This is a genomic window from Paenibacillus agricola, from assembly GCF_011440305.1.
Taxonomy (GTDB): domain Bacteria; phylum Bacillota; class Bacilli; order Paenibacillales; family NBRC-103111; genus Paenibacillus_S; species Paenibacillus_S agricola.
Genome location: NZ_JAAOIW010000001.1, coordinates 139,147 through 161,497, shown reverse-complemented (window position 1 = coordinate 161,497; position 22,351 = coordinate 139,147). Strand labels below are relative to the sequence as shown.

Below are 22,351 nucleotides of genomic sequence, written 5' to 3'. Positions count from 1 at the left end.
TTTGCGATGGCAAAACTCTAAGGTGGTGGTAACAGTATATGATTCAACAAAAGTCGCACTTATCCAACATGGATGTATGGAAGCAATGGAAAGAATTTGGATTGCTCGAAGCCAAACAATTACTCATTGAAACATATTTACCTTTGGTAGAATATGTGGCAAACCGTTTGTCTATAGGGTTACCCAAAAATGTTGCTAAAGACGATTTATCGAGCTTTGGTGTAATGGGCCTGATTGATGCTATCGAGAAGTTCGATTACTTACGCGGGCTGCAATTTGAAACTTATGCATCATGGCGTATACGTGGAGCCATTATTGACGGATTGCGCCAAGGGGATTGGGTGCCAAGATCGGTAAGAGAGAAATCAAAGAAAATTGAAGAAGCCTATCAAAAGCTGGAACAGCAATATTTGCGCTCTGTAACCGATAATGAAATAAGCAGTTATTTAGAAGTAAGTGAAAGTGACTTCCGTCATATGGTTCAAGAAATTGCCATTACTGCGATCTGTTCGATTGATGATCCTATTCGCGAAGAAGATTCTGAGACGCGTTTGTCTTTATTGATAGATGAGAAAGCCAAAAATCCTGAACATAAAGTAAATGAGTTTTATTTAAAAGAAACGTTAGAGAAAGCTATTGAAAGACTCACCGAAAAAGAAAGAACGGTCGTTTCTTTGTTTTATTTTGACGAATTATCGTTAAGCGAAATAGCGGAGGTTATGAGCTTATCTCCCTCACGAATATCACAGCTACATTCAAAAGCAATTTTACGTCTTCGTGGTTCTTTAGGTAGGCACAAAACTCAGCTTTTTGAGGATTCTTGATAAGGAAAGTGGGGGAAATAATGAAAGATCAGGCTATTCCACTTAGTTTTTATATGGAGATTGATATATCTGACGATAAACTTGAAGCCTACTTGCAATTTAAAAATGTGGATAAAAATTTAATTTTTAACATAGAGCAGCTAGACGAGCTTTTAAAGTCGGCCAAGATTATTCAGGGGGTTGACCGTAGCAAGCTAAGTGAAATTGTAATGGCGCCAGCATTGTTTTTTCAAAGTAAAATTTTAATTGCTAAAGGGATACAACCTGTCCCAGGCGTAGATGGGCATATCAAGCTTTTTTATGATTTAAACAAAGATGCCAAGCGCCCAGTTGAGCAGGAGGACGGCAAGGTTGATTTTAAAGAAGTTTCCTCCATCAATAATGTCAGGAAAGGTCAATTGATTGCTGAGTTGATTTCTGCGACTCCTGGTACGCCAGGCATGACGGTAACAGGAGATGCCATTATTGCAAAGGATGGTAAGGAACCACGTTTCAAGGTAGGAAAAAACGTAGTTCTAGACCCGAAACAAACAGCCATGTACGCGGCTATCGATGGAATGGTATCGAAAACAGAGCGCGACAAAATTAATGTGTTTCCAGTATACGAAGTAAACGGCGATGTGGATTATAATATAGGGAATATCGATTTTGTAGGTACCGTTGTCATTAGGGGAAGCGTGCTATCAGGATTCAAAGTTAAAGCTTCAGGCGATATTCGCATAACAGGTAGTATTGAAGGCGCGGATATTGAGGCAGACGGATCGATTGAAATCAGCGCTGGTATTCTCGGCCACAATAAAGGCGTTATAAAAGCTGGGAAGCATGTGAAAAGCTCATTTATTCAAGATGCCACTGTATACGCTGAAGAGGTCATTGTCTCCTTAAGTATTATGCATTCCAATGTTCACGCAACCCATAGCGTAATCTGTAAAGGTTCAAAAGGGCTGATCGTCGGCGGTATTATCCAAGCGGGTGAATTTGTACAGGCACGTACGGTGGGTAACTCGATGTCTACTGTGACCGTTATTGAGGTTGGTGTGGTGCCAGAGATGCGAAATGAGCTGGTACTGCTTAGAAGTCAATTGCGTTCGGTAAATGAAAATATTGAGAAAAGCGGGAAAGCGCTAACGTTGCTTGATCATCTGGCTGCACTCGGCCAGCTTACACCTGAAAAAGTATCGATGCGGGTAAAGCTAAACCATACCAAAAAGCAATTTATCGAGGAACAAGGCTTATTTAAAGAGCGAGTATTGGAGATTGAAAGATCATTAGAAGACTCAGAAAAAGCAAATGTTGAAGTGGCTGCTACTATTTATAGCGGTGCCAAAATTGTGATTGGACGTTATACTAAGTTTGTTAAGGATCCTATATCACGTGTCAAGTTCCAATTGACGGACGGCGATATTGCGATGATTCCTTTAACTAGATAATATAGCCTAAGGAGAGATGGTTATGAGTTTAAGGCCGGTAGAATTACAGTTTGCGTTACACAAAAATAATGAAGCCGGATTGGTGCAAAATCAATTAAACCATAAGCCTGTCCATGACCAAGTTTTATTGGCAAGTGCCGCTGCCAAGGTTTTAGAAAAAGAACGGCAAGTTACTGGAAAAGCGGATGACGTCAACCAACCATCCATTCATGACCAGGAAAAGGAAGCATCAGACCGTAACCCTAATAAAAGAAAGCCCAAGCAAAATGCATCCGCAATTGAAGAAGATTTAAATATAGAGAGGCGTGTCCATCCTTTCAAGGGCAAGCATATAGATTTATCCCTATAAAACAAGAGTAGGCTAGATTTCGGAAAAAGGTGAATACAGATGGATCAACCCTGGGTATTTATCGTATTATTTGGTTTGATATTTATTGTCTATGCCACAATAGTACCTAAAAGAAGTGCGGCAAAAGGACAAGCTAATCCAACCATCCGTGAAATTGAAGAAACAATGGAACATTTTACAGCTGAGTTGGATGAACAAAACAAAGCTTTGATCCAGATGCTTGCCGAAACGAAAAGGGACTACGAGATGCAGGCAGCCAAGCTTTCGTCTCGTGTTGAGACTCTTGAAAAACAATTTACACAAACTAGCCAGGAGATGAGTAAGCTAGGATATGCACATGAGGAGCTCCAGAAGAAGACCGTTCATCGTGCAGACCTTATCTCCACCAGTGAGTTTAACCAGCCTATGGTTATCGTCGAAAACGAACCCGAGCCAATAGCAGAGTTACCGATGGCGATGAACTTGAAAACCAGGTATGCAGAACTATTTACATTGTATGAGCAAGGGAAATCTACCGACTTTATGGCCAAAAAATTAAATATGAACAAAGGTGAAATCAATTTGATTTTTCAGTTGGCGAAGCAGGAGGAAAAGCTCAGTGCTCACTAACAAATCCTTGCTTTATGGTTTGGGAATTGGCTTAATCATTGGTGCTTTATTGCTTCAATTGATGAATATAACGAAACCTCCCTCGGCTAGGGCTGATTTCATCGATGGCTCCTCAACGATTAATGAAATGGATCCGGGGCAACTCAAGGAAGTAGCGATGAAGTATTACCAGGTTTTTGATAAAGATCAAAAGCTATTTAACCAAGCTCAAGTAGATGCAAGCGTGCAGCAGAAGGTCAAGGAAGAGCAGGACAAGCACCCTGTAGCTGTCCAGCAGCAGCCTGGGCAGGAGGTTGTTAAAGAAACCTATATTTATGTGTCTAATGGTCTAAATGCGGGTAACGTTGCCGATTTATTGGTTCAAAGCGGTGTCGTAACGGATCGCAAAGGCTTTGAGGATTTAATGGCACAGCAACAATTGAATTATAGAATTGTTGCTGGTGTTTATATGTTTAAAAGCCCCTATGAATTACCGGTTGTCGTTTCAACCATAACAACCCGACAATGAGCTGAACCTGCATCCTAGGTTCGGCTCTTTTTCTATTAAACATCTGTATTGCATACGTAACTGACTTATGGTATAGTTATTGACGGTGTTAAAACGCACGCTGGTCAATTCGCATAAGGGTGCTTCCCGGTGGGGAGTTTTATGTCGAAGATGCGACTATAGCGGAGGAGACCCAAAACCAATTTTGAGGAGGTGTGTGAGGATGGCAGTAATCTCCATGAAACAGCTTTTAGAAGCTGGAGTACATTTCGGTCACCAGACTCGTCGTTGGAATCCGAAAATGGATCGTTACATCTTCACCGAAAGAAACGGAATTTATATTATTGACCTGCAAAAGACGGTCAAAAAGGTAGAAGAAGCTTACAATTTCGTGAAATCTATCGCTGACAACAACGGTACGATTTTATTTGTAGGTACAAAAAAACAAGCGCAGGATTCAGTTGCAGAAGAAGCAGCTCGTTGCGGCATGTTCTACATTAACCAACGCTGGTTAGGTGGTACACTTACCAATTTCCAAACAATTCAAAAGCGTATTGATCGCTTGAAGCAATTGGAAAGATGGGAAGAAGACGGCACATTTGAAGTTCTTCCTAAGAAAGAAGTAATCATTCTTCGCAAGGAGAAAGATCGCTTGGAGAAATTCTTGGGCGGTATCAAGAATATGAAGGGTCTTCCTAGTGCACTATTCATCATCGATCCTCGTAAAGAACGTATCGCGGTTGCAGAAGCTCGCAAATTGGGTATTCCAATCGTTGGTATTGTAGATACGAACTGTGATCCTGATGAAATCGATTATGTCATTCCTGGTAATGACGATGCCATTCGTGCAGTTAAGCTATTAACAGCTAAAATTGCCGATGCTGTAGTCGAAGCTCACCAAGGCGAACAAACAACAGCTTAAATAATAAATAGTATGGGGTGGTTCAAAGGTGTAACATCCTTTCACCGCCCTTTTTTTAGGCAAATAATTATACGAAATCAAGGAGGCCAAAACATGGCAGTTAATGCAGCAGCAGTAAAGGAATTGCGTGCGAATACAGGTGCGGGTATGCTGGATTGTAAAAATGCGTTGGAAGAAGCAAACGGTGATTTGACAAAGGCTGCTGAGCTTCTACGCGAAAAAGGATTATCCGCGGCAGCAAACAAAGCAGGACGTATTGCAACTGAGGGCGTTTGTGAATCTTATATTCATGCTGGCGGTCGTATCGGCGTATTGGTGGAAATTAATTGTGAAACTGATTTTGTTGCCAAAACCGATCAATTTCGTGAATTTGCCAGAGATATTGCTATGCAAATCGCAGCGGCAGCACCGTTATTTGTGCGTCGTGAAGAAGTACCGCAAGAAGCTCTTGACAAAGAACGTGAAATTTTGACAAACCAAGCACTAAACGAAGGCAAACCGGCTAATATCGTTTCGAAAATGGTAGATGGTCGCATTGGTAAATACTATGAAGAGTTTTGTTTATTGGAGCAAGCGTTCATTAAAGACCCTGACAAAAAAATCAGCCAACTGGTCAGCGAAAAAATTTCCAAAATTGGCGAAAACATCTCCATCCGTCGCTTTGTTCGTTTTGAACTTGGTGAAGGCTTAGAGAAAAAAACCGAAAACTTTGCTGAAGAAGTCATGGCACAAGTTAAGAAATAAATTCATATGGAAATGAAAAATGTAGGAACACTTCGTGTTCCTTCTTTTTTAAACATAAACGACTATAGCTGCTTTTCTAACTGGGGGAATAAACTTGGAACGTCCTATCTTTAAACGTGTTATTTTAAAATTAAGCGGAGAAGCATTAGCTGGACAACAAGGTTATGGCATTGATTCCGATATGATTTCCTCTATTGCCCAACAGATAAAGCAAGTTGTGGAGTTAAAGGTAGAAGTAGCCATCGTGGTAGGTGGAGGCAATATCTGGAGAGGCATAGCTGGAAGTGCAAAAGGCATTGATCGGGCTACCGCAGACTATATGGGAATGCTGGCAACCGTAATGAACTCATTGGCGCTTCAAGATGCGCTGGAAACGATTGATGTGCCTACGCGTGTCCAGTCTTCCATAAACATGCAGCAGGTTGCGGAGCCTTACATACGCCGCAGAGCTATCCGTCATTTAGAAAAAGGCAGAGTTGTTATATTCGCTGCAGGTACAGGTAACCCTTATTTCTCAACGGATACAACAGCGGCGTTAAGAGCGGCTGAAATTGAAGCCGAAGTCATATTGATGGCTAAAAATAAAGTTGATGGGGTTTATTCAGCGGATCCATTCAAGGATCCAACGGCGATTAAATACGAAACGCTAACCTATCTGGACGTTTTAAATAAAAATTTGGGCGTGATGGATTCAACCGCATCCTCACTCTGTATGGATAATAATATTCCATTAATCGTATTTTCTATTACGGAAAGTGGTAATATTAAACGTGTAGTATTAGGTGAAAAAATCGGTACGATTGTAAAAGGGAGTGTCTAACGATATGCCGCAATCGATAAAGAAAAACGCTGAAGACCGCATGGAGAAAGCTATTGGATCACTCAAAAAAGAGCTCTCTAGCCTGCGTGCAGGAAGAGCTGTACCTGCTTTGTTGGACCGTATTCAAGTGGAATATTATGGTGCAATGACACCTGTCAACCAATTGGCTAATATTAGCACACCGGATTCGCGTACGTTAATGATTCAGCCATGGGATAAAAGCTCGATGTCAGCCATAGAAAAAGCGATCATGAAATCGGATCTTGGCCTTACCCCTTCCAATGATGGATCGATGATCCGTATTGTCATTCCTGCTCTTACTTCGGAACGCAGAGCCGAATTGGTCAAAATGACCCGCAAGTTCGGAGAAGAAGCGAAGGTAGCCGTGCGAAATATTCGACGCGATGCTAACGATGAAATAAAAAAGCTGGAGAAAAGCGGCATTTCTGAAGATGAATCTCGTAAATATCAAGAGGATATTCAAAAATTCACCGATAAGTATATTGCCGAAGTGGATAAGGTACTAGCGGCTAAAGAAAAAGAAATTATGGAAGTATAATCATAGAGACCCCCTATTAAGGGGGCTTTAGTCTTTCCTTATTGGAGGAAGCAGTAGATGATACCTTTCAAGAAATGGTTTGGAAGCAAGCCACTCACCACTGAGCATTTGGAAAGACTGGATGCCGATAATATTCCGAACCATGTTGCGGTAATTATGGATGGCAATGGACGGTGGGCGCAGAAACGTGGCTTGCCACGAGTTGCAGGGCATCATTCTGGTATGAAAAATGTAAAGAAGATCACAATGGCAGCGAATGCTATTGGCGTTAATGTTCTAACCCTCTATGCATTCTCGACAGAAAATTGGAAAAGACCCAAGGAAGAAGTCGACTATTTAATGAAGCTTCCACTCGAATTTTTTCCAAAGGAAATTGAGGAATTAATAGCGAATAATGTTCAAATTCGGATGACGGGCTGGCAGGAAGGTCTTCCCGACTATACGCTTAAATCTGTTCAAGACGCAATCGAACAAACTAAGCATAATACCGGACTTATTTTGAATTTTGCATTAAATTATGGCAGCCGGAAGGAAATGCTTTCAGGAGTTAAGCAGATTGCAGAGGATGTGCAAGCTGGTAAAATTAAGATAGATGAGATCAATGAATCGGTTTTTTCTAACTATTTATTAACTTATCCTCTTCCTGATCCTGATTTGCTCATCAGAACTAGTGGAGAACTGCGTATCAGCAATTTTATGATGTGGCAGCTGGCCTATTCTGAACTCTGGTTTACCGATTTATGCTGGCCCGAATTTACCGAACAGGATTTTTATGAAGCTGTTCAAGAATATCAGCGTCGTGCACGCAGATATGGCGGCTTGTAAGAGCAACGGGGGTATGTACGTGAAGCAACGCATTGTAACAGGACTAATAGCAGCTGTCGTTTTTTTGACCCTGTTGTATTTAGGCAACTATTGGTTTATGAGTTTTATCGGAATCGCATCCATAATCGGATTTTATGAATTTGTGAAAATGAACGGATTTAAGCCGTTTTCCTTAACCTCGATAATTGGATATGTGGCTGTGGTGCTTTTATGTATGCCATGGACGATAACAAGCTGGCCGGTGTTAAGCTCCGTTACTTCGATCATTTGGTTTTTTCTCTTTATACTCTTATTTATAACGGTCATTTCCAAAAATAAGGTAACGATCGACCAAGTTTCCGTCTTATTTTTAGGAGTTGTATATATTGGGTTAGGTTTTCATTATATGATAGAAACACGAATGATTGAACAGGGTGGGCTGTTTTGGACACTTCTGATCTTTTTTTGTATATGGGCAACTGACTCAGGAGCTTATTTCGTTGGCTCTAAGTTTGGCAAGCATCCGTTATGGCCAGCGATTAGTCCCAAAAAATCCATTGAAGGCTCTCTTGGCGGCATTATTATCTCCATTGTGGTCGCTCTGTGCTTCTCATGGGCGCAGCCAGAGCTGCTTTCATGGACTCAAGCGCTACTGCTCGGAATCGCGATTGCCATAGTAGGCCAAATAGGAGATTTAATCCAGTCTGCCTATAAACGTGTAAAAGGCATCAAAGATACAGGTACGATATTGCCAGGGCATGGTGGTGTACTGGATCGAGTGGACAGTTGGATAATCGTATTCCCAATGGTTCATTTGTTGCTTTTACTGCCCCATGCATAAATTGTTGTTGAGGTGAAGCATGAAACGCATTACTATACTAGGTTCTACGGGTTCAGTGGGTACGCAGACATTAGATGTTATCTCCCATTACCCGGAGCTTTACAAGATAGAGGCTCTTGCAGGTGGGCGTAATATTGCCTTATTAGTCGAACAGATTAAACAATTTAAGCCTGGGAAAGTTTCGGTAGCTTCGAAAGCTTTGGCCGATGAGCTTAAAACCTACATAAACGCTGACACTGAGGTTTTTTACGGGGATGAAGGTTTGCTAGAGGTTGCCGCAGGTACGAATGCCGATTATGTTGTTAATGCATTAGTAGGCAGCCAAGGCTTGCGCCCTACATTAGCAGCGATTGAAGCGGGCAAGGATATTGGTCTGGCTAACAAAGAAACGCTGGTTAGCGCCGGTCATCTGGTTACTAACCTTGTGAAACGTTGTGGTGTTAAGCTTTTTCCGATTGATAGTGAGCATTCGGCGATTTTTCAATGTCTAAACGGTGAGGCCCATCAAGACATTAACCAGATCACGTTAACTGCATCTGGAGGATCCTTCAGGGACCGGACGCGCGAGCAGTTGGAGGGTGTAACTGTAGAGCAAGCGTTACAGCATCCAAATTGGTCGATGGGTCCCAAAATTACGATTGATTCCGCTACGATGGTCAATAAAGGCCTTGAAGTGATTGAGGCTCATTGGTTATTCCAAATTGCCTATTCACAAATTAAGGTTGTGATCCACCCAGAGAGTATTATTCATTCTTTTGTGGAGTTTGCTGACCATAGTATTATCGCCCAGTTAGGAAGTCCGGATATGCGGATTCCGATCCAGTATGCACTTACTTACCCAAACCGATTAAAGACACCTGCGAGCAGGCTGGATTTAACACAGGTGGGTCAATTGAATTTTCGAGACATGGACTATGGTCGGTTCCCGTGTCTGCGAATGGCTTATGAAAGCGGGATTGCAGGCGGTACGGCACCTACGGTGTATAATGCAGCCAATGAAATCGCTGTTCAACGCTTTTTAAGCGGAGCTATTACATTTTTGGAAATTGAGCAAATAATAGAAGCGGCTCTAGATCAGCACAGCGTTATAGCTGAACCTGATTTGGACGAGATTATGGCGACTGATGCGTGGGCAAGAGCTACTGCTTTGCAGTATAAGGGATAACCGTAAATGCCCTATTCTCTAAGCATTATTTTAACAGCAGGGTAATATGTTCATTACATGGGGCAGCTTGTATTTGGGCTGCCAATAATGTTAATCTTAATGAAAAGATGAGCTTAGCCATGGAACACAAACTTGTCTAAGGTACAGCCCAGTAATGGTTATTGATCATTGCAGGTTGTTCCTAACCGATGCTTAAAGGGAGGACGTTGCGAATTGGCTACGTTGCAAAATGCATTTCAAATTGTGCTTTTGTTTTTTGTCCTAGTTACGATTCATGAATGGGGACATTATTATTTTGCAAAAAGAGCAGGTATTCTGGTAAGAGAATTTGCCATTGGTTTTGGTCCTAAGATCCTTTCCTTTAAAAGGGAGGAAACTCGCTTTACGCTCCGTTTGTTGCCTATTGGCGGTTTTGTACGAATGGCTGGCGAGGACCCGGAGATGATTCAGATTAATCCTGGACAGCGTATTTCGGTCACTTTAGTTGATGATGTGGTTACTCACATTTATACAAGTGATTTTGACAAGCGCATGGATAGCTTGGTTGGGGTTGTCGAAGAGATCGACCTTGAGCATAAGCTTTTCGTTAAGCTAGATTTGGAAGGGGAAGTGCGTAGCTTTACGATCCATCCCCAGACCTTGCTAGTTACGAAAGGTAAAGAAACGCAGATCGCCCCATGGAACCGTCAATTTGGAAGTAAATCTGTGGCCCAGCGGGCTCTTTCTATATTTGCGGGACCCTTTATGAACTTTATATTAGCCTTTGTTTTATTTGTTACGGTTGTAATGATGGCGGGTGTGCCCGATAAGGTCAAAATTCGCAGTACCGAGCCTGGAGCTCCCGCGGAAAAAAGCGGACTGGTTGCCAATGATATCGTGCTTGAGGTCAATAATGAGACTATAGGTGCAGATGCTGCCAAACTGCAAGGTTTGATTAAACAATCTGTGAATAAACCGATGGTATGGATCATTGATCGGGGTGGCGAGCAAATCCGTAAGGAGGTTACTCCTGAGGACAAAGGTGGCGGTTTGGTGGGCGTTATCCTAATGCCTGAATATCGCACAGCCTCTTTATTAGATGGAGTCGCAAGTGGCTGGAACAATATGACCAGTCTGACCGTCTCGATACTGGATGGCTTCGTAAAACTGGCAACCCTCCAATTTAAAATGGATGATTTGGGCGGTCCCGTTAGGATTGTTGAATTTACGAGTGAGCAAGCCAATGCGGGCTGGACCCAATATATTTTCTGGACAGCGGCCATGAGCCTGTATCTCGGACTATTTAATTTGCTGCCATTTCCAGCATTGGATGGAAGCCGTCTCGTATTTCTTGCCTTTGAGGCATTACGCGGCAAGCCTGTGGATCCTAGCAAGGAAAGCATTGTCCATTTTGTCGGATTCGCGATGCTCATGCTGCTTATGATCGCTGTTACCTACAACGATATATTACGTTTGGTTAAAGGATAATTTTATATAGCAAGTTTACGAAGTAGCAAACCCAAGGGAAAGCTTGTAGGAGGATCACCCATGTCAAATGACAAGTCAAAAGAAAAGCAATTCGTTAAAGATATTACCCCACAAAGTGAAGATTTCTCGAAATGGTACCTGGATGTAATTAAGAAAGCTGACCTAATGAGCTATGCACCTGTTCGTGGCTGTATCGTATTTAAGCCGGATAGCTATGAGATTTGGGAAAATATCCAGAAGGAGCTTGATATTCGTTTTAAAGAAACAGGCCACCGGAATGCATACTTCCCGCTGTTTATTCCTGAAAGCTTTCTCCAAAAGGAAAAGGATCATATCGAAGGCTTTAATCCCGAGCTTCCTTGGGTCACCGAGGCAGGTGGAGAGAAGCTAGAAGAGCGCCTTGCCATTCGCCCCACCTCAGAAACGATGATCGGGCATATGTATGCGCAATGGATAAACTCCTATCGCGATTTGCCGTTGTTGATCAATCAATGGGCTAATGTCGTACGTTGGGAGAAAAGAACACAGCCGTTTTTACGGACGACGGAGTTTTTATGGCAAGAAGGCCATACAGCCCATGAGGACGAAGCCGATGCGCGTCGCGAAACGATGCAGATGCTGGAAATTTATAAGGAATTTGCCGAGAATATATTAGCGATGCCGGTTATTCTTGGACAAAAAACACCTTCAGAGAAATTCGCAGGTGCCGTAGACACGTTTTCTCTGGAAGCCATGATGAAGGATGGCAAAGCGGTGCAGGCGGGTACATCCCATTATCTGGGAACCAACTTCGCGGTTGCCTTCGATATCAAATATTTGGATCGTGAAAATCAGCATCAATTCTGTCATACTACTTCTTGGGGAGTAAGCACACGTCTGATCGGTGCCTTGATTATGGTGCATGGCGATGACCGGGGTCTTGTTCTGCCTCCTAAAGTCGCACCTACCCAATTGATTATGATCCCAATTGGTCCGCCTAAATCTAGAGAGCTCGTAATCGGTCGTGTGGATGAGCTGCATAAGCTCTTGAAGCAAGCCGGTGTCCGTGTAAAAGTGGATGATCGCGCTGATCAAAGTCCTGGCTGGAAGTTTAACGAGTATGAAATGCGGGGCGTACCCATCCGCCTTGAGCTTGGGCCTCGTGATATGGAGAATGGACAAGTTGTGCTTGTGTCCAGGGTTTCAGGGGAAAAGAAAGTGGTTGCCCAAGAGAACCTGGTGGAAGAAGTACAAAACATGCTGGCAGAAATTCATCAACAAATGTTTGATAAAGCTAAACAATTCCGCGATGACAATTTTACAGCTGTAGACACCTTAGATGAATTCAAACTATTTTTGGAACAGAAGCGCGGCTTTGCTTTAGCGGGCTGGTGCGGTTCGGATGCATGCGAAGCACAGGTTAAGGAAGAAACGGGCGCTACGAGCCGCAATATTCCTTTTGAACCTAGTGTACGCAAAGAAACTTGTCTCGTTTGTGCAGAAAAAGCCGTACATACCGTCTTATTCGGTAAAGCGTATTAAGTAAATTCGTAAGACGAGGGGGCAAATCGGAAAGCAACATTTCCTTTTGCCCCTTGTATGTTTTGTAGTCGTAAATATATTAAGTCAGTTTTCTAACGAAAACTCTAAAGTAGAAGCTTACGAAGTCAGTTTTGCTAAGCAAAACTTTTAGGAGGATGCGCATGAGCAATACAGCGGAAAAAAGACATCGATTTGAGATGCTGATGGAGCAAGCCCGCGTTCCTCAGGATGTAGTTCACTCTTTTTTCACAGATGGTTATATCGATAAGGTCGAAACGAGTCGCAAAAATCGAGAATGGGAGCTTTATATTGTAAAAAGCAGTATCGTTCCGCAGGATGTGTATATATCCTTCTGCAAAATGGTTCGCGACAAATTTGCCCATATTGCGGCGATTCGTTTTATGTTGAAATATACGGACGCAGTTCCAGCCGAAGCGATTGCTCTTGAATATTGGTCGATGTTTGTAGAATGGGTACAGCGTGAAGAAACCTCGGTTAATGGTTGGATGAATAAAGCACATATTGAGATCAATAATCATATTCTTACCTTAGTTATGTTAGATTCGATAGGGTTAGATATGGCTAAGAAGAAAAATATTGGACAATGGATCCAAACCTTTTACCTCAAATATTTTGGCATTGAGTTCCAAGTGCGTTACAGTAAAAACGAGAAGCCTGAAGAAGTAATCAAGAAGTTTGAGCAACAAATCATTGAAGAAAATAAAGTGGTCACCAATGAAATGATGAATGCCATCGAAGCTGAGCAAGAAGCGGATTCCTTAACTGCCGCTGATCTCAAACTTATGGTAGGCTATGATATTAAAGATGCCCCGGTTCCGATCCAGATGGTTCAGGATGAAGATAAGAAAGTTACACTGCAAGGTGCTGTCTTTGGTTTGGATTCCAAGGAACTCAAAAATGGGATGACCTTGTTCACGTTTAATATAACAGACTTCACGGACTCCATGATGGTCAAGGCGTTTGCCAAAACCAAAGAGGATGTTAAAATTTTCGGGCTTATTAAAAATGGCACCTGGCTGAAATTAAGAGGCAAAGTAGAATACGACCGTTTTATGCAAATCCCTGAGCTTGTGCTGATGCCTAATGATATCAATGAAGTGATGGCGCCTCCAGACCGTAAGGATGATGCTGCTGAGAAACGTGTTGAATTTCATTTGCATACGACGATGAGTACGATGGACGGAATCACTTCTGTTGATCAGTACATTAAAACAGCGGCCAAGTGGGGACATAAAGCGATAGCGATAACAGACCATAGTGGAATCCAATGTTTCCCGGAGGCGGATAAGTCGGCCAAGAAGCATGGAATTAAAGTGATTTTCGGGCTGGAAGCCAATGTTGTTGACGATGCGATTCCTATCGTGGTAAATCCGCGAAAAGAAGAGCTGCGCGAAATCGAATATGTTATTTTTGATATTGAAACGACGGGCCTATCTATTATTAATAATAAAATCATAGAATTAGCGGGAGTGAGAATGAAAGACGGGAAAGAGCTGGATCGGTTTTCCAGCTTTATTAATCCCCACGTCAAGATTCCATATAATATTCAGCAGCTGACGAATATTACGGATGATATGGTGGTCGATGCCCCAGAGCTTGAAGATGTTCTCCCCAAATTTATTGAATTTATTGGTGACTGTGTGCTAGTTGCCCATAATGCTAGATTTGATATGGGGTTTATTCACGAGAATTGCAAACGGCTTGGCATCCCTAAGGTGACCAATCCTTCCTTGGATACGGTAGAGCTAGCAAGGCTACTATTTCCAACAATGAAAAATCATCGCTTGAATACTTTATCCGATAAATTCAAAGTAGGCTTGGACAATCATCACCGTGCGCTTGATGACTCTATAGCGCTTGGCTATATCCTGTTCCATTTAATTAAAGAAGCAGCCGAGCGTGGTTTGACCGAGCTGCCGCAATTAAACGATAACGTAGGCAAAAGCTTGAAAAACCAAAGGCCTTTTCATTGCTGCATTTATGCGAAAAACGCGATTGGCAAAAAAAACCTGTTTTCACTAGTCTCTTTATCACATACAGAGTATTTTCAGAGAGTGGCCTGCATTCCACGAAGCAAGCTGGTAACCATGAGAGAAGGCTTAATCATTAGCTCCGGCTGTGAAAAAGGCGAGTTCTACGAAACGGTATTGAATAAAACCGTGGAGGAAGCCGAACGTGTTGCTGAGTTTTATGATGTGCTGGAGATTCAGCCTATTTGTGTAAATATGCATTTGGTAGATAAAGGCCTGGTCGGCAGCAAGGAGCATCTGGAGGATGCGAATGCGCGGGTAATGGCTATTGGACGTAAGCTGAATAAGCCGGTAATCGCTACAGGTAATGTCCATTATTTGAATCCGCGTGATAAAATTTGCCGCGATATTGCCATTAATGGTATTACTGGCTTTAGCCCCCTAAAAGGGATGCAAAAGCCGGATGTCCATTTCCGTACCACGAAAGAGATGCTAGCCGAATTTCAATATTTGGGTGCCGAAACTGCTTTTGAGGTTGTTGTTAAAAATACAGCAGACCTTGCTGACCAATTTGAAGAAATCGAGCTATTTCCTTCCAAGCTGTTTACACCGATTATTGAGGGCGCTGATGAAGAAATTCGCGAAAAATGTTACGGCACCGCCAAACGGATTTATGGCGATGACCTTCCCGAGGTGATCGTAGCGAGATTGGAAAAAGAGCTGATCCCAATTATTAAATTTGGTTTTTCGGCCAACTACCTAATCTCAGAGAAGCTTGTGAAGAAATCGAATGAGGATGGTTATTTGGTAGGCTCACGGGGCTCGGTAGGCTCATCCGTAGTGGCAACCTTTCTGGGGATTTCCGAGGTTAATCCGCTCCCTCCGCATTATGTATGCGGCTCTTGCAAGCATAGCGAGTGGATTCTGGATGGAAGCTTGCCTTCCGGCTTTGATTTGCCGAACAAAAGCTGTCCGGTATGTGGCGATAATTTGAAGGGCGAAGGGCAAGATATCCCTTTCGAAACGTTTCTTGGCTTTAAAGGCGACAAGGTTCCCGATATCGACTTGAACTTTTCCGGGGATTACCAATCGGTTGCCCATAATTACACCAAAGAAATATTTGGCGAGAAAAATGTATTTCGTGCAGGCACGATTGGAACGATTGCCGACAAAACGGCATTTGGTTATGTGAAAAAGTTCGAAGAGGAGCAAGGCAAGAAATGGCGCGGTGCTGAAATTAGTCGGCTTGCCTCCGGTTTTACAGGCGTAAAACGAAGTACGGGCCAGCATCCAGGCGGCATCGTTGTAGTTCCCGATTATATGGATGTTGATGATGTAACACCTGTACAATATCCAGCCGACGATACAAGTTCCGAATGGAAAACCACTCATTTTGACTACCATGCTTTTGAGAACAATCTGTTGAAGCTGGATATACTGGGCCATGATGATCCAACCATGATGCGGATGCTGCAGGATTTGACTGGTGTAGATCCAACGACCATTCCGATGAACGACCAGAAGGTCATGAGTATTTTTAATTCGACCAAAGCGATCGAGGTAACACCTGAGCAAATTCGTACGCCCGTGGCTACTTACGGCGTGCCGGAGATGGGGACCAAGTTCGTAAGGCAGATGCTTCAAGAAACGCAGCCAACCACCTTTGCCGATTTGTTGCAAATATCAGGCTTGTCCCACGGTACCGGGGTTTGGTTGGGCAACGCCCAGGAATTGATCAGGAAAGATACCTGCACCATTAAAACCGTTATTGGCTGCCGCGATGATATTATGCTTTATTTAATTTACAAGGCGGGTATGGACGCTGGTCTTGCTTTTAAAATAACGGAGAGTGTTCGTAAGGGCAAAGGGTTAACGCAAGAATGGAAAGATGATATGAAAAAGCATAAAGTGCCTGGCTGGTATATCGAATCCTGCGAGCGGATCGAATATATGTTTCCTAAAGCGCATGCGGCAGCTTATGTTATTTCAGCAGTAAGGACAGCCTACTTTAAGCTGTATTATCCGATCGCTTTTTATGCCACTTACTTTACAGTACGGGCGGAGGATTTTGAAGTGGAGCTATTATGCCAAGGCTATGATGCCATTTTACGTCGATTAATTGAGATTGAAGAAAAAGGCTTTCAGGCGCTGCCTAAGGAAAAAAGTATGATTTCAATTTTGGAAATGGCATTGGAGATGACGGCAAGAGGCTATTCCTTTAAAGGAATCGACCTGTTCAAATCGGATGCAACCAAGTTTCTGGTAGATGGTGATGCCCTGCTGGTTCCATTCGGTGCTTTAGGGGGAATCGGGGAGAATGCAGCTAAAAATATTGCTGCAGCCAAAAACGAAGGTTCTTTTTTATCGATAGAGGATTTCCAGAATCGCAGTAAAGCTTCCAAGACGATTATCGAGCTGCTTACCTCCATGGGGTGCTTTAGAGGGATGCCAGAAACGAATCAGCTATCGCTATTTTAGTCAAAGAACAGATCAGGCACACCCTAGGCTCATTGCATACGTAAATCGCTTATGGTATAATCTTCTTTGGCAACAATGTTATAGATTCCGATCTTAGAGAGTGGGGAAACCCACTCTTTACATTTTGTTATAGACCTGAGAGCATTAGTCTCTCGTTTACGATAGGGGGAAGCGGGTTGAGCGCACAAATAAAATCCGTAGTAGAGTCACTCATGCAGTCATACCTGGACGACAACGGATTTGAATTGGTAGATGTGGAGTATGTTAAAGAAGGAAGCAACTGGTTTCTTCGTCTATACGTCGATAAAGAAGGCGGCATCGATATTGATGATTGCGGCCGGATTAGTGAAGTTTTAAGTGAAAAATTAGATGAAAATGATCCGATTCCTACGGCTTACTTCTTGGAGGTCTCATCACCCGGTGCTGAGCGGCCGTTGAAAAAGATACAAGATTATTACAAAGCTATCGGTGACCATGTATTTGTCACCACTTATGAAGCGTTTAATGGCTTGAAGGAATTCGAGGGGAAACTGCTCTCATTTGACGAGCAAACCTTGGAGATTGAGGCTGGCAAGAAAAAGCACATCATTCCATTTGACAAAGTGGCGAGTGCAAGATTAGCTATTGTTTTTTAATTGTAAACAGGATTGATTTATGAGAGGGGGAGCTCCAGCCGATGAATACAGATTTTATTGACGCACTGTCGGAAATCGAAAGGGAGAAAGGAATCGCTAAGGAAGTATTAATTGATGCTATTGAAGCGGCTCTAATTTCCAGTTATAAACGTAATTTTAATACCGCACAAAATGTTCGTGTAGACATTAATCGCAATACGGGGCTGATCAAGGTTTATGCGCGCAAAGCGGTAGTGGATGAAGTGCTTGATGTCAGGTTGGAAATTTCAATCGAAGCAGCACGGGAGCTCAGCCAAACCTACCAGCTTACCGACATTGTAGAAATTGAAGTAACACCTCGTGATTTTGGACGAATCGCAGCACAAACGGCTAAACAGGTTGTTACCCAACGTATACGTGAAGCTGAGCGCGGACTCATTTATAATGCATTTGTAGATAAAGAAGAGGATATCGTAACCGGTATTGTCCAACGCCAGGATCTTCGTAATGTTTATATTGATTTAGGTAAGATTGAAGCTGCCTTACCTTTGACGGAATTGATGCCCACAGATAAGTTTAAGCAGGGAGATCGTGTTAAAGCTTATATCACTAAGGTCGAGAATACGACTAAAGGGCCGCAAATAATATTATCACGTACACATCCGGGGCTTCTAAAACGCTTATTCGAGCTGGAGGTACCGGAAATTTTTGATGGTGTTGTGGAAATTCGTTCAGTTGCCCGTGAAGCTGGCTTCAGATCCAAAATTGCGGTCCATTCCCGCAACGCTGAAGTAGATCCTGTAGGTTCCTGTGTAGGTCCTAAAGGGATTCGCGTACAAATGATTGTTAATGAGCTTAAGGGTGAAAAAATAGACATCGTCCGCTGGATGGAAGAAGTTGATGAATACGTGGCCAATGCACTTAGCCCTTCCAAGGTGATTGAAGTTAACGTATTTGAAACGGAAAAGATGGCACGCGTCATAGTACCGGATTACCAGCTCTCATTGGCAATTGGCATTAAAGGTCAAAATGCTCGTTTGGCTGCGAAGCTGACAGGCTGGAAAATTGATATCAAAAGTGAAACTCAAGCCGAGCAGGAATATGGGCGCCCTAAAACGTATACAGAGGAAATGCATCAGGATTCGATCAGCGTTGATTAAATGGGCAAGTAGAACCAATAATAATTAAATGAATATTAACTATCCATATGTTGAGCTTAATAGAGGGTGATTACCGATGAAGCAGAGAAAAATTCCCCTTCGCAAATGCGTAGCTTGCCAACAAATGATGCCCAAGAAAGAACTGATTCGTGTTGTCAAAACGCCAACTGATGAGATTATGATCGATTTAAGCGGCAAAAAGGCGGGTCGGGGTGCGTATCTTTGTGGAAAGCTGTCGTGCTTTAAGCTGGCCAAGAAGAGCAGAGCTTTGGATCGGGCGCTTAAGGCAACTGTAAGTCCGGCTATCTATGATGCTTTGGAGCAAGACTTTATCAAAGTCGAGGATGAATTTATTGCCGGCAAAGAAACGATGGTGGATGATGAATAAATTTTTTAATACATTAGGCATGGCAATGCGAGCTGGCAAATTGGTTACGGGCGAGGAATCGGTGATCGATTCCGTACGCAAGGGCGAAGCAAAGCTTGTGATCATTGCGGAGGATGCCGCTGTAAACACTTATAAAAAAGTGAGCGATAAATGTTTAACTTTTGGAGTCAAGGTTGTCCAGTACGGAAGTAGGGAACGGCTCGGAGCGAGTATAGGAAAAGAGTCAAGGGTAACAATTGCTGTTGCGGATTCGGGATTTGCCAAAATGCTAAGGAAAAGTCTGGAAAATCGCACGGAGGTGGAAGATATTGGATAAACAAGACAACAATAAAGATAAGCTCAGGGTATACGAGTATGCCAAGTCTTTAAATATGAGCAGCAAAGAAATTATTACCATTTTAAAAAGACTTGATATCCCAGTTAACAACCATATGAGCGTAATGGAGAATGATACAGTGAGCAGTGTAGAGAAATTTTTTAAAGATGTAAAAGCGAACGCAGCAGCTAAACGTACGAACGAAGCGGCTAATCCTTCAACTTCAACACCAACCAGCACAGCGCCAAGAGAGGCTGCGCAGCCGGCTTCCATTAAGATGGAATCCAGGCCTTCACAGCCGTCCCAGGATCCCGCTGCACCAACAACAGCGGCTCCAGCCGCTGCTTCACAGGCGCCAGCACCTAGACCAGCGAGCAGCGGCTCGCAAGGGTCAAGCTCAAGTCAAGGACCGCAGCGTCGACCTGACCAAGGTGGGGCCAATCGTAGTAGTAGTTCCCAAGGCCGTCCACAGGGGCAAGGTTACCAAGGCAGCAACACCAGCGGACGCCCTAGTGGCAGCTCCAGCACAGGCCAAGGCAGCACCGGTAGCTACAATCGTACCAGCTCAACCGGTCAAGGCTCAACCGGCGGCTATAGCCAGCGCCCTAGCAGCTCCACAGGTAGCAGCTCGCAAGGTAGCAGCTACCCTAACCGCAGCTCATCTTCAACAGGCAGCAGCGCAGGCGGCCAAAGCCGTCCAACAGGTGGCTACCAGGGCTCACAAGGAAATCGCAGCAGTAGCAGCACAGGAGGAACTAGCGGTGGCAGCAGCCGCCCAGCTACAGGGACTAGTAGTCCAAGCAGCCGTCCTGGCGATCGTACTGCACGTCCGGCAGCATCGTCTGCCGATAGAAAGCCTTTTGAGAACCGCAGCTCAGGCGCTCCGAATTCATTTAATAAATCAGCTGGATCTCCGCGACCTTCCGTGGATAGTGATGACGCCAGAAACAAAGTAGTAAAGAAACCAGCAGCTGGTGGAGCCAAACGGTTTGACGATAATAATAACAGCAGATCGGGCGGAACAAGAAGCGCCCAAAACAGCCGCGGTAACAACCGCTCGCAACAACGTGGCAGATTCCAAGAAGTGAAAAAGGAAAAGGTGGATAACACACCGAAAAAGATCATCGTTCGCGGTAATATGACGGTCGGCGAAATGGCCAAATCGTTGCATAAGGATGCATCTGAAGTTATCAAAAAGCTATTATTTCTTGGTGTAATGGCAACCATTAACCAAGAGCTGGATCTAGATGCGATCCAATTGCTTGCCAGTGATTATAATGTGGAAGTCGAACTGAAAATTCCAGTTGCGGAAGACAGATTCGAAACCTTTGAAGAGGTTGATGATGAGGCTGATCTGATTGAACGTCCACCTGTTGTAACCATCATGGGACACGTTGACCATGGTAAAACAACTTTGCTTGATGCAATTAGAAAAACAAGTGTTACTGAAGGCGAAGCCGGTGGTATCACTCAGCATATTGGTGCATATCAAGTAGAAACCCATAACAAAAAAATTACGTTTTTGGATACTCCGGGTCATGAAGCTTTCACTTCGATGCGCTCCCGTGGTGCGCAAGTAACGGATATTACGATCATCGTAGTAGCAGCAGATGATGGCGTTATGCCACAAACAGTTGAAGCTATTGCCCATGCGAAAGCAGCGAAAGTTCCGATCATTGTAGCTGTTAACAAAATCGATAAAGATGGTGCAGATCCTGAGAAAATTAAGCAGGAGCTAACCAAATACGAGCTGGTACCGGAAGAATGGGGCGGAGATACGATATTCTGCAATATCTCGGCTAAGCAACGTATTGGACTTGACGAGCTGCTTGAGAACATTTTACTAGTAGCGGAAGTTCAGGAACTGAAAGCTAATCCCGACAAGCGTGCCAGAGGTACGGTTATTGAGGCCGAACTGGATAAAGGTAAAGGTCCTGTTGTGCGCGTGCTAATCCAGCATGGAACATTAAGAGTTGGCGATAGCTTTGTAGCTGGCGTCCACTTCGGTCGTGTTCGTGCAATGGTTAATGATAAAGGAAAACGATTAAAAGAAGCCGGTCCATCGACACCAGTGGAAATAACTGGCTTGGTAGAAGTGCCACAAGCAGGCGATCCGTTTATCTGCTTCGAGGATGAGCGCAAAGCAAGAATTATCGCTGAGAAGCGTTCAGTTTCTTTGAGACAGCAGGAAATGGGCGCGAATGTTCGTGTAACCCTAGATGATCTGTATAAACATATCAAAGACGGGGAAATTAAAGATCTTAATGTCATTATCAAAGGCGACGTGCAAGGTTCCGTTGAGGCACTTCGTGGCTCGCTTGCGAAAATCGAAGTTGAAGGTGTACGTGTCAAAATCCTGCATCATGGCGTAGGGGCGATAACCGAATCCGATGTTATTCTGGCATCTGCATCCAACGCAATTGTTATTGGTTTTAACGTGCGTCCAGAGCCGCAAGCTAAAAACACAGCAGATTCAGAGAAAGTCGATATTCGCCTTCACAGCATCATCTACAAAATTATTGAGGAAATTGAGTATGCTATGAAGGGCAAGCTGGATCCAATCTTTAAAGAAGTAGTGCTGGGACAAGCAGAAGTGCGTAATATTTTCAAAGTTACCAAAATCGGTGTTATTGCTGGATGCATGGTCACTTCCGGTAAAATTGCCCGTAATGCGAAAATGCGCTTAATTCGCAGTGGAATTGTTGTTTTTGAAGGTAACATAGATTCGTTGAAACGCTTCAAAGACGATGCCAAGGAAGTTGCACAAGGCTATGAGTGCGGTATTTCTCTTGAAAAATTCAACGATCTTAAAGAAGGCGACATTATTGAAGCCTTCATCATGGAATCAGTTGAGAGGTGATC

The 22,351-nt window shown here is 43.5% G+C and carries 20 protein-coding genes; all 20 read left to right on the top strand.

Annotation, left to right across the window (positions count from 1 at the left end):
• Positions 1-38 precede the first annotated feature (38 nt).
• The 20 genes from G9U52_RS00770 to infB all read left to right on the top strand — a co-directional run bounded on the left by G9U52_RS00770 (position 39) and on the right by infB (position 22,349).
• Positions 39-824, top strand: coding sequence for a FliA/WhiG family RNA polymerase sigma factor (locus tag G9U52_RS00770; protein WP_166144729.1), 786 nt, complete (start codon positions 39-41; stop codon positions 822-824).
• Positions 825-844: 20 nt separating this feature from the next.
• Entirely contained in the window at positions 845-2,254 is a 1,410-nt protein-coding gene (locus G9U52_RS00765; protein ID WP_166144726.1) for a flagellar assembly protein A, read from the top strand.
• A 22-nt stretch (positions 2,255-2,276) separates the two neighbouring features.
• A complete protein-coding gene (locus tag G9U52_RS00760) occupies positions 2,277-2,603 on the top strand; it encodes a hypothetical protein (RefSeq protein ID WP_166144723.1) in 327 nt (108 codons plus the stop codon).
• A 39-nt stretch (positions 2,604-2,642) separates the two neighbouring features.
• A complete protein-coding gene (locus G9U52_RS00755; RefSeq protein ID WP_166144720.1) occupies positions 2,643-3,212 on the top strand; it encodes a hypothetical protein in 570 nt (189 codons plus the stop codon).
• Positions 3,202-3,720 (top strand): hypothetical protein, encoded by a 519-nt coding sequence (locus G9U52_RS00750; RefSeq protein WP_166144717.1) that lies wholly within the window; start codon positions 3,202-3,204, stop codon positions 3,718-3,720. Before G9U52_RS00755 ends, G9U52_RS00750 begins: the two co-directional genes overlap by 11 nt.
• Positions 3,721-3,922: 202 nt before the next feature.
• Entirely contained in the window at positions 3,923-4,621 is a 699-nt protein-coding gene (gene rpsB, locus G9U52_RS00745) for a 30S ribosomal protein S2 (protein WP_166144714.1), read from the top strand.
• Positions 4,622-4,714: 93 nt separating this feature from the next.
• Positions 4,715-5,365 carry a translation elongation factor Ts gene (gene tsf, locus G9U52_RS00740; protein ID WP_166144710.1) on the top strand — a complete coding sequence of 217 codons (651 nt, stop codon included), beginning with the start codon at positions 4,715-4,717 and terminating at the stop codon, positions 5,363-5,365.
• 94 nt (positions 5,366-5,459) lie between these two features.
• The gene (gene pyrH / locus G9U52_RS00735) at positions 5,460-6,185 is read left to right on the top strand and encodes a UMP kinase (RefSeq protein ID WP_166144707.1); all 726 of its coding nucleotides are present in this window, start codon (positions 5,460-5,462) and stop codon (positions 6,183-6,185) included.
• A gap of 4 nt (positions 6,186-6,189) precedes the next feature.
• Positions 6,190-6,744, top strand: coding sequence for a ribosome recycling factor (gene frr / locus G9U52_RS00730; protein ID WP_166144704.1), 555 nt, complete (start codon positions 6,190-6,192; stop codon positions 6,742-6,744).
• A gap of 57 nt (positions 6,745-6,801) precedes the next feature.
• Positions 6,802-7,569, top strand: a complete 768-nt coding sequence (uppS, locus tag G9U52_RS00725; RefSeq protein ID WP_166144701.1) for an undecaprenyl pyrophosphate synthase — start codon at positions 6,802-6,804, stop codon at positions 7,567-7,569.
• Between the two features lie 19 nt (positions 7,570-7,588).
• Positions 7,589-8,389: a phosphatidate cytidylyltransferase gene (locus G9U52_RS00720; protein ID WP_166144698.1), complete on the top strand. Its 801-nt coding sequence runs from the start codon at positions 7,589-7,591 to the stop codon at positions 8,387-8,389.
• A gap of 19 nt (positions 8,390-8,408) precedes the next feature.
• Positions 8,409-9,554: a 1-deoxy-D-xylulose-5-phosphate reductoisomerase gene (locus tag G9U52_RS00715; RefSeq protein ID WP_166144695.1), complete on the top strand. Its 1,146-nt coding sequence runs from the start codon at positions 8,409-8,411 to the stop codon at positions 9,552-9,554.
• A 213-nt stretch (positions 9,555-9,767) separates the two neighbouring features.
• A complete protein-coding gene (gene rseP, locus G9U52_RS00710) occupies positions 9,768-11,021 on the top strand; it encodes an RIP metalloprotease RseP (RefSeq protein ID WP_166144692.1) in 1,254 nt (417 codons plus the stop codon).
• Positions 11,022-11,081: 60 nt separating this feature from the next.
• Positions 11,082-12,542, top strand: a complete 1,461-nt coding sequence (proS, locus tag G9U52_RS00705) for a proline--tRNA ligase (protein WP_166144689.1) — start codon at positions 11,082-11,084, stop codon at positions 12,540-12,542.
• A gap of 161 nt (positions 12,543-12,703) precedes the next feature.
• Positions 12,704-17,011: a PolC-type DNA polymerase III gene (locus G9U52_RS00700; RefSeq protein WP_166144686.1), complete on the top strand. Its 4,308-nt coding sequence runs from the start codon at positions 12,704-12,706 to the stop codon at positions 17,009-17,011.
• A 176-nt stretch (positions 17,012-17,187) separates the two neighbouring features.
• A complete protein-coding gene (gene rimP / locus G9U52_RS00695) occupies positions 17,188-17,646 on the top strand; it encodes a ribosome maturation factor RimP (protein ID WP_166144683.1) in 459 nt (152 codons plus the stop codon).
• 41 nt (positions 17,647-17,687) lie between these two features.
• Entirely contained in the window at positions 17,688-18,785 is a 1,098-nt protein-coding gene (nusA, locus tag G9U52_RS00690; protein WP_166144680.1) for a transcription termination factor NusA, read from the top strand.
• Positions 18,786-18,861: 76 nt separating this feature from the next.
• Complete coding sequence (gene rnpM, locus G9U52_RS00685) at positions 18,862-19,173, top strand: RNase P modulator RnpM (RefSeq protein ID WP_166144677.1); 312 nt, start codon at positions 18,862-18,864, stop codon at positions 19,171-19,173.
• 19 nt (positions 19,174-19,192) lie between these two features.
• Complete coding sequence (locus G9U52_RS00680; RefSeq protein WP_243767073.1) at positions 19,193-19,489, top strand: L7Ae/L30e/S12e/Gadd45 family ribosomal protein; 297 nt, start codon at positions 19,193-19,195, stop codon at positions 19,487-19,489.
• Complete coding sequence (gene infB / locus G9U52_RS00675; protein ID WP_166144674.1) at positions 19,482-22,349, top strand: translation initiation factor IF-2; 2,868 nt, start codon at positions 19,482-19,484, stop codon at positions 22,347-22,349. The genes G9U52_RS00680 and infB overlap by 8 nt, the downstream gene beginning before the upstream one ends.
• Positions 22,350-22,351: the final 2 nt, after the last annotated feature.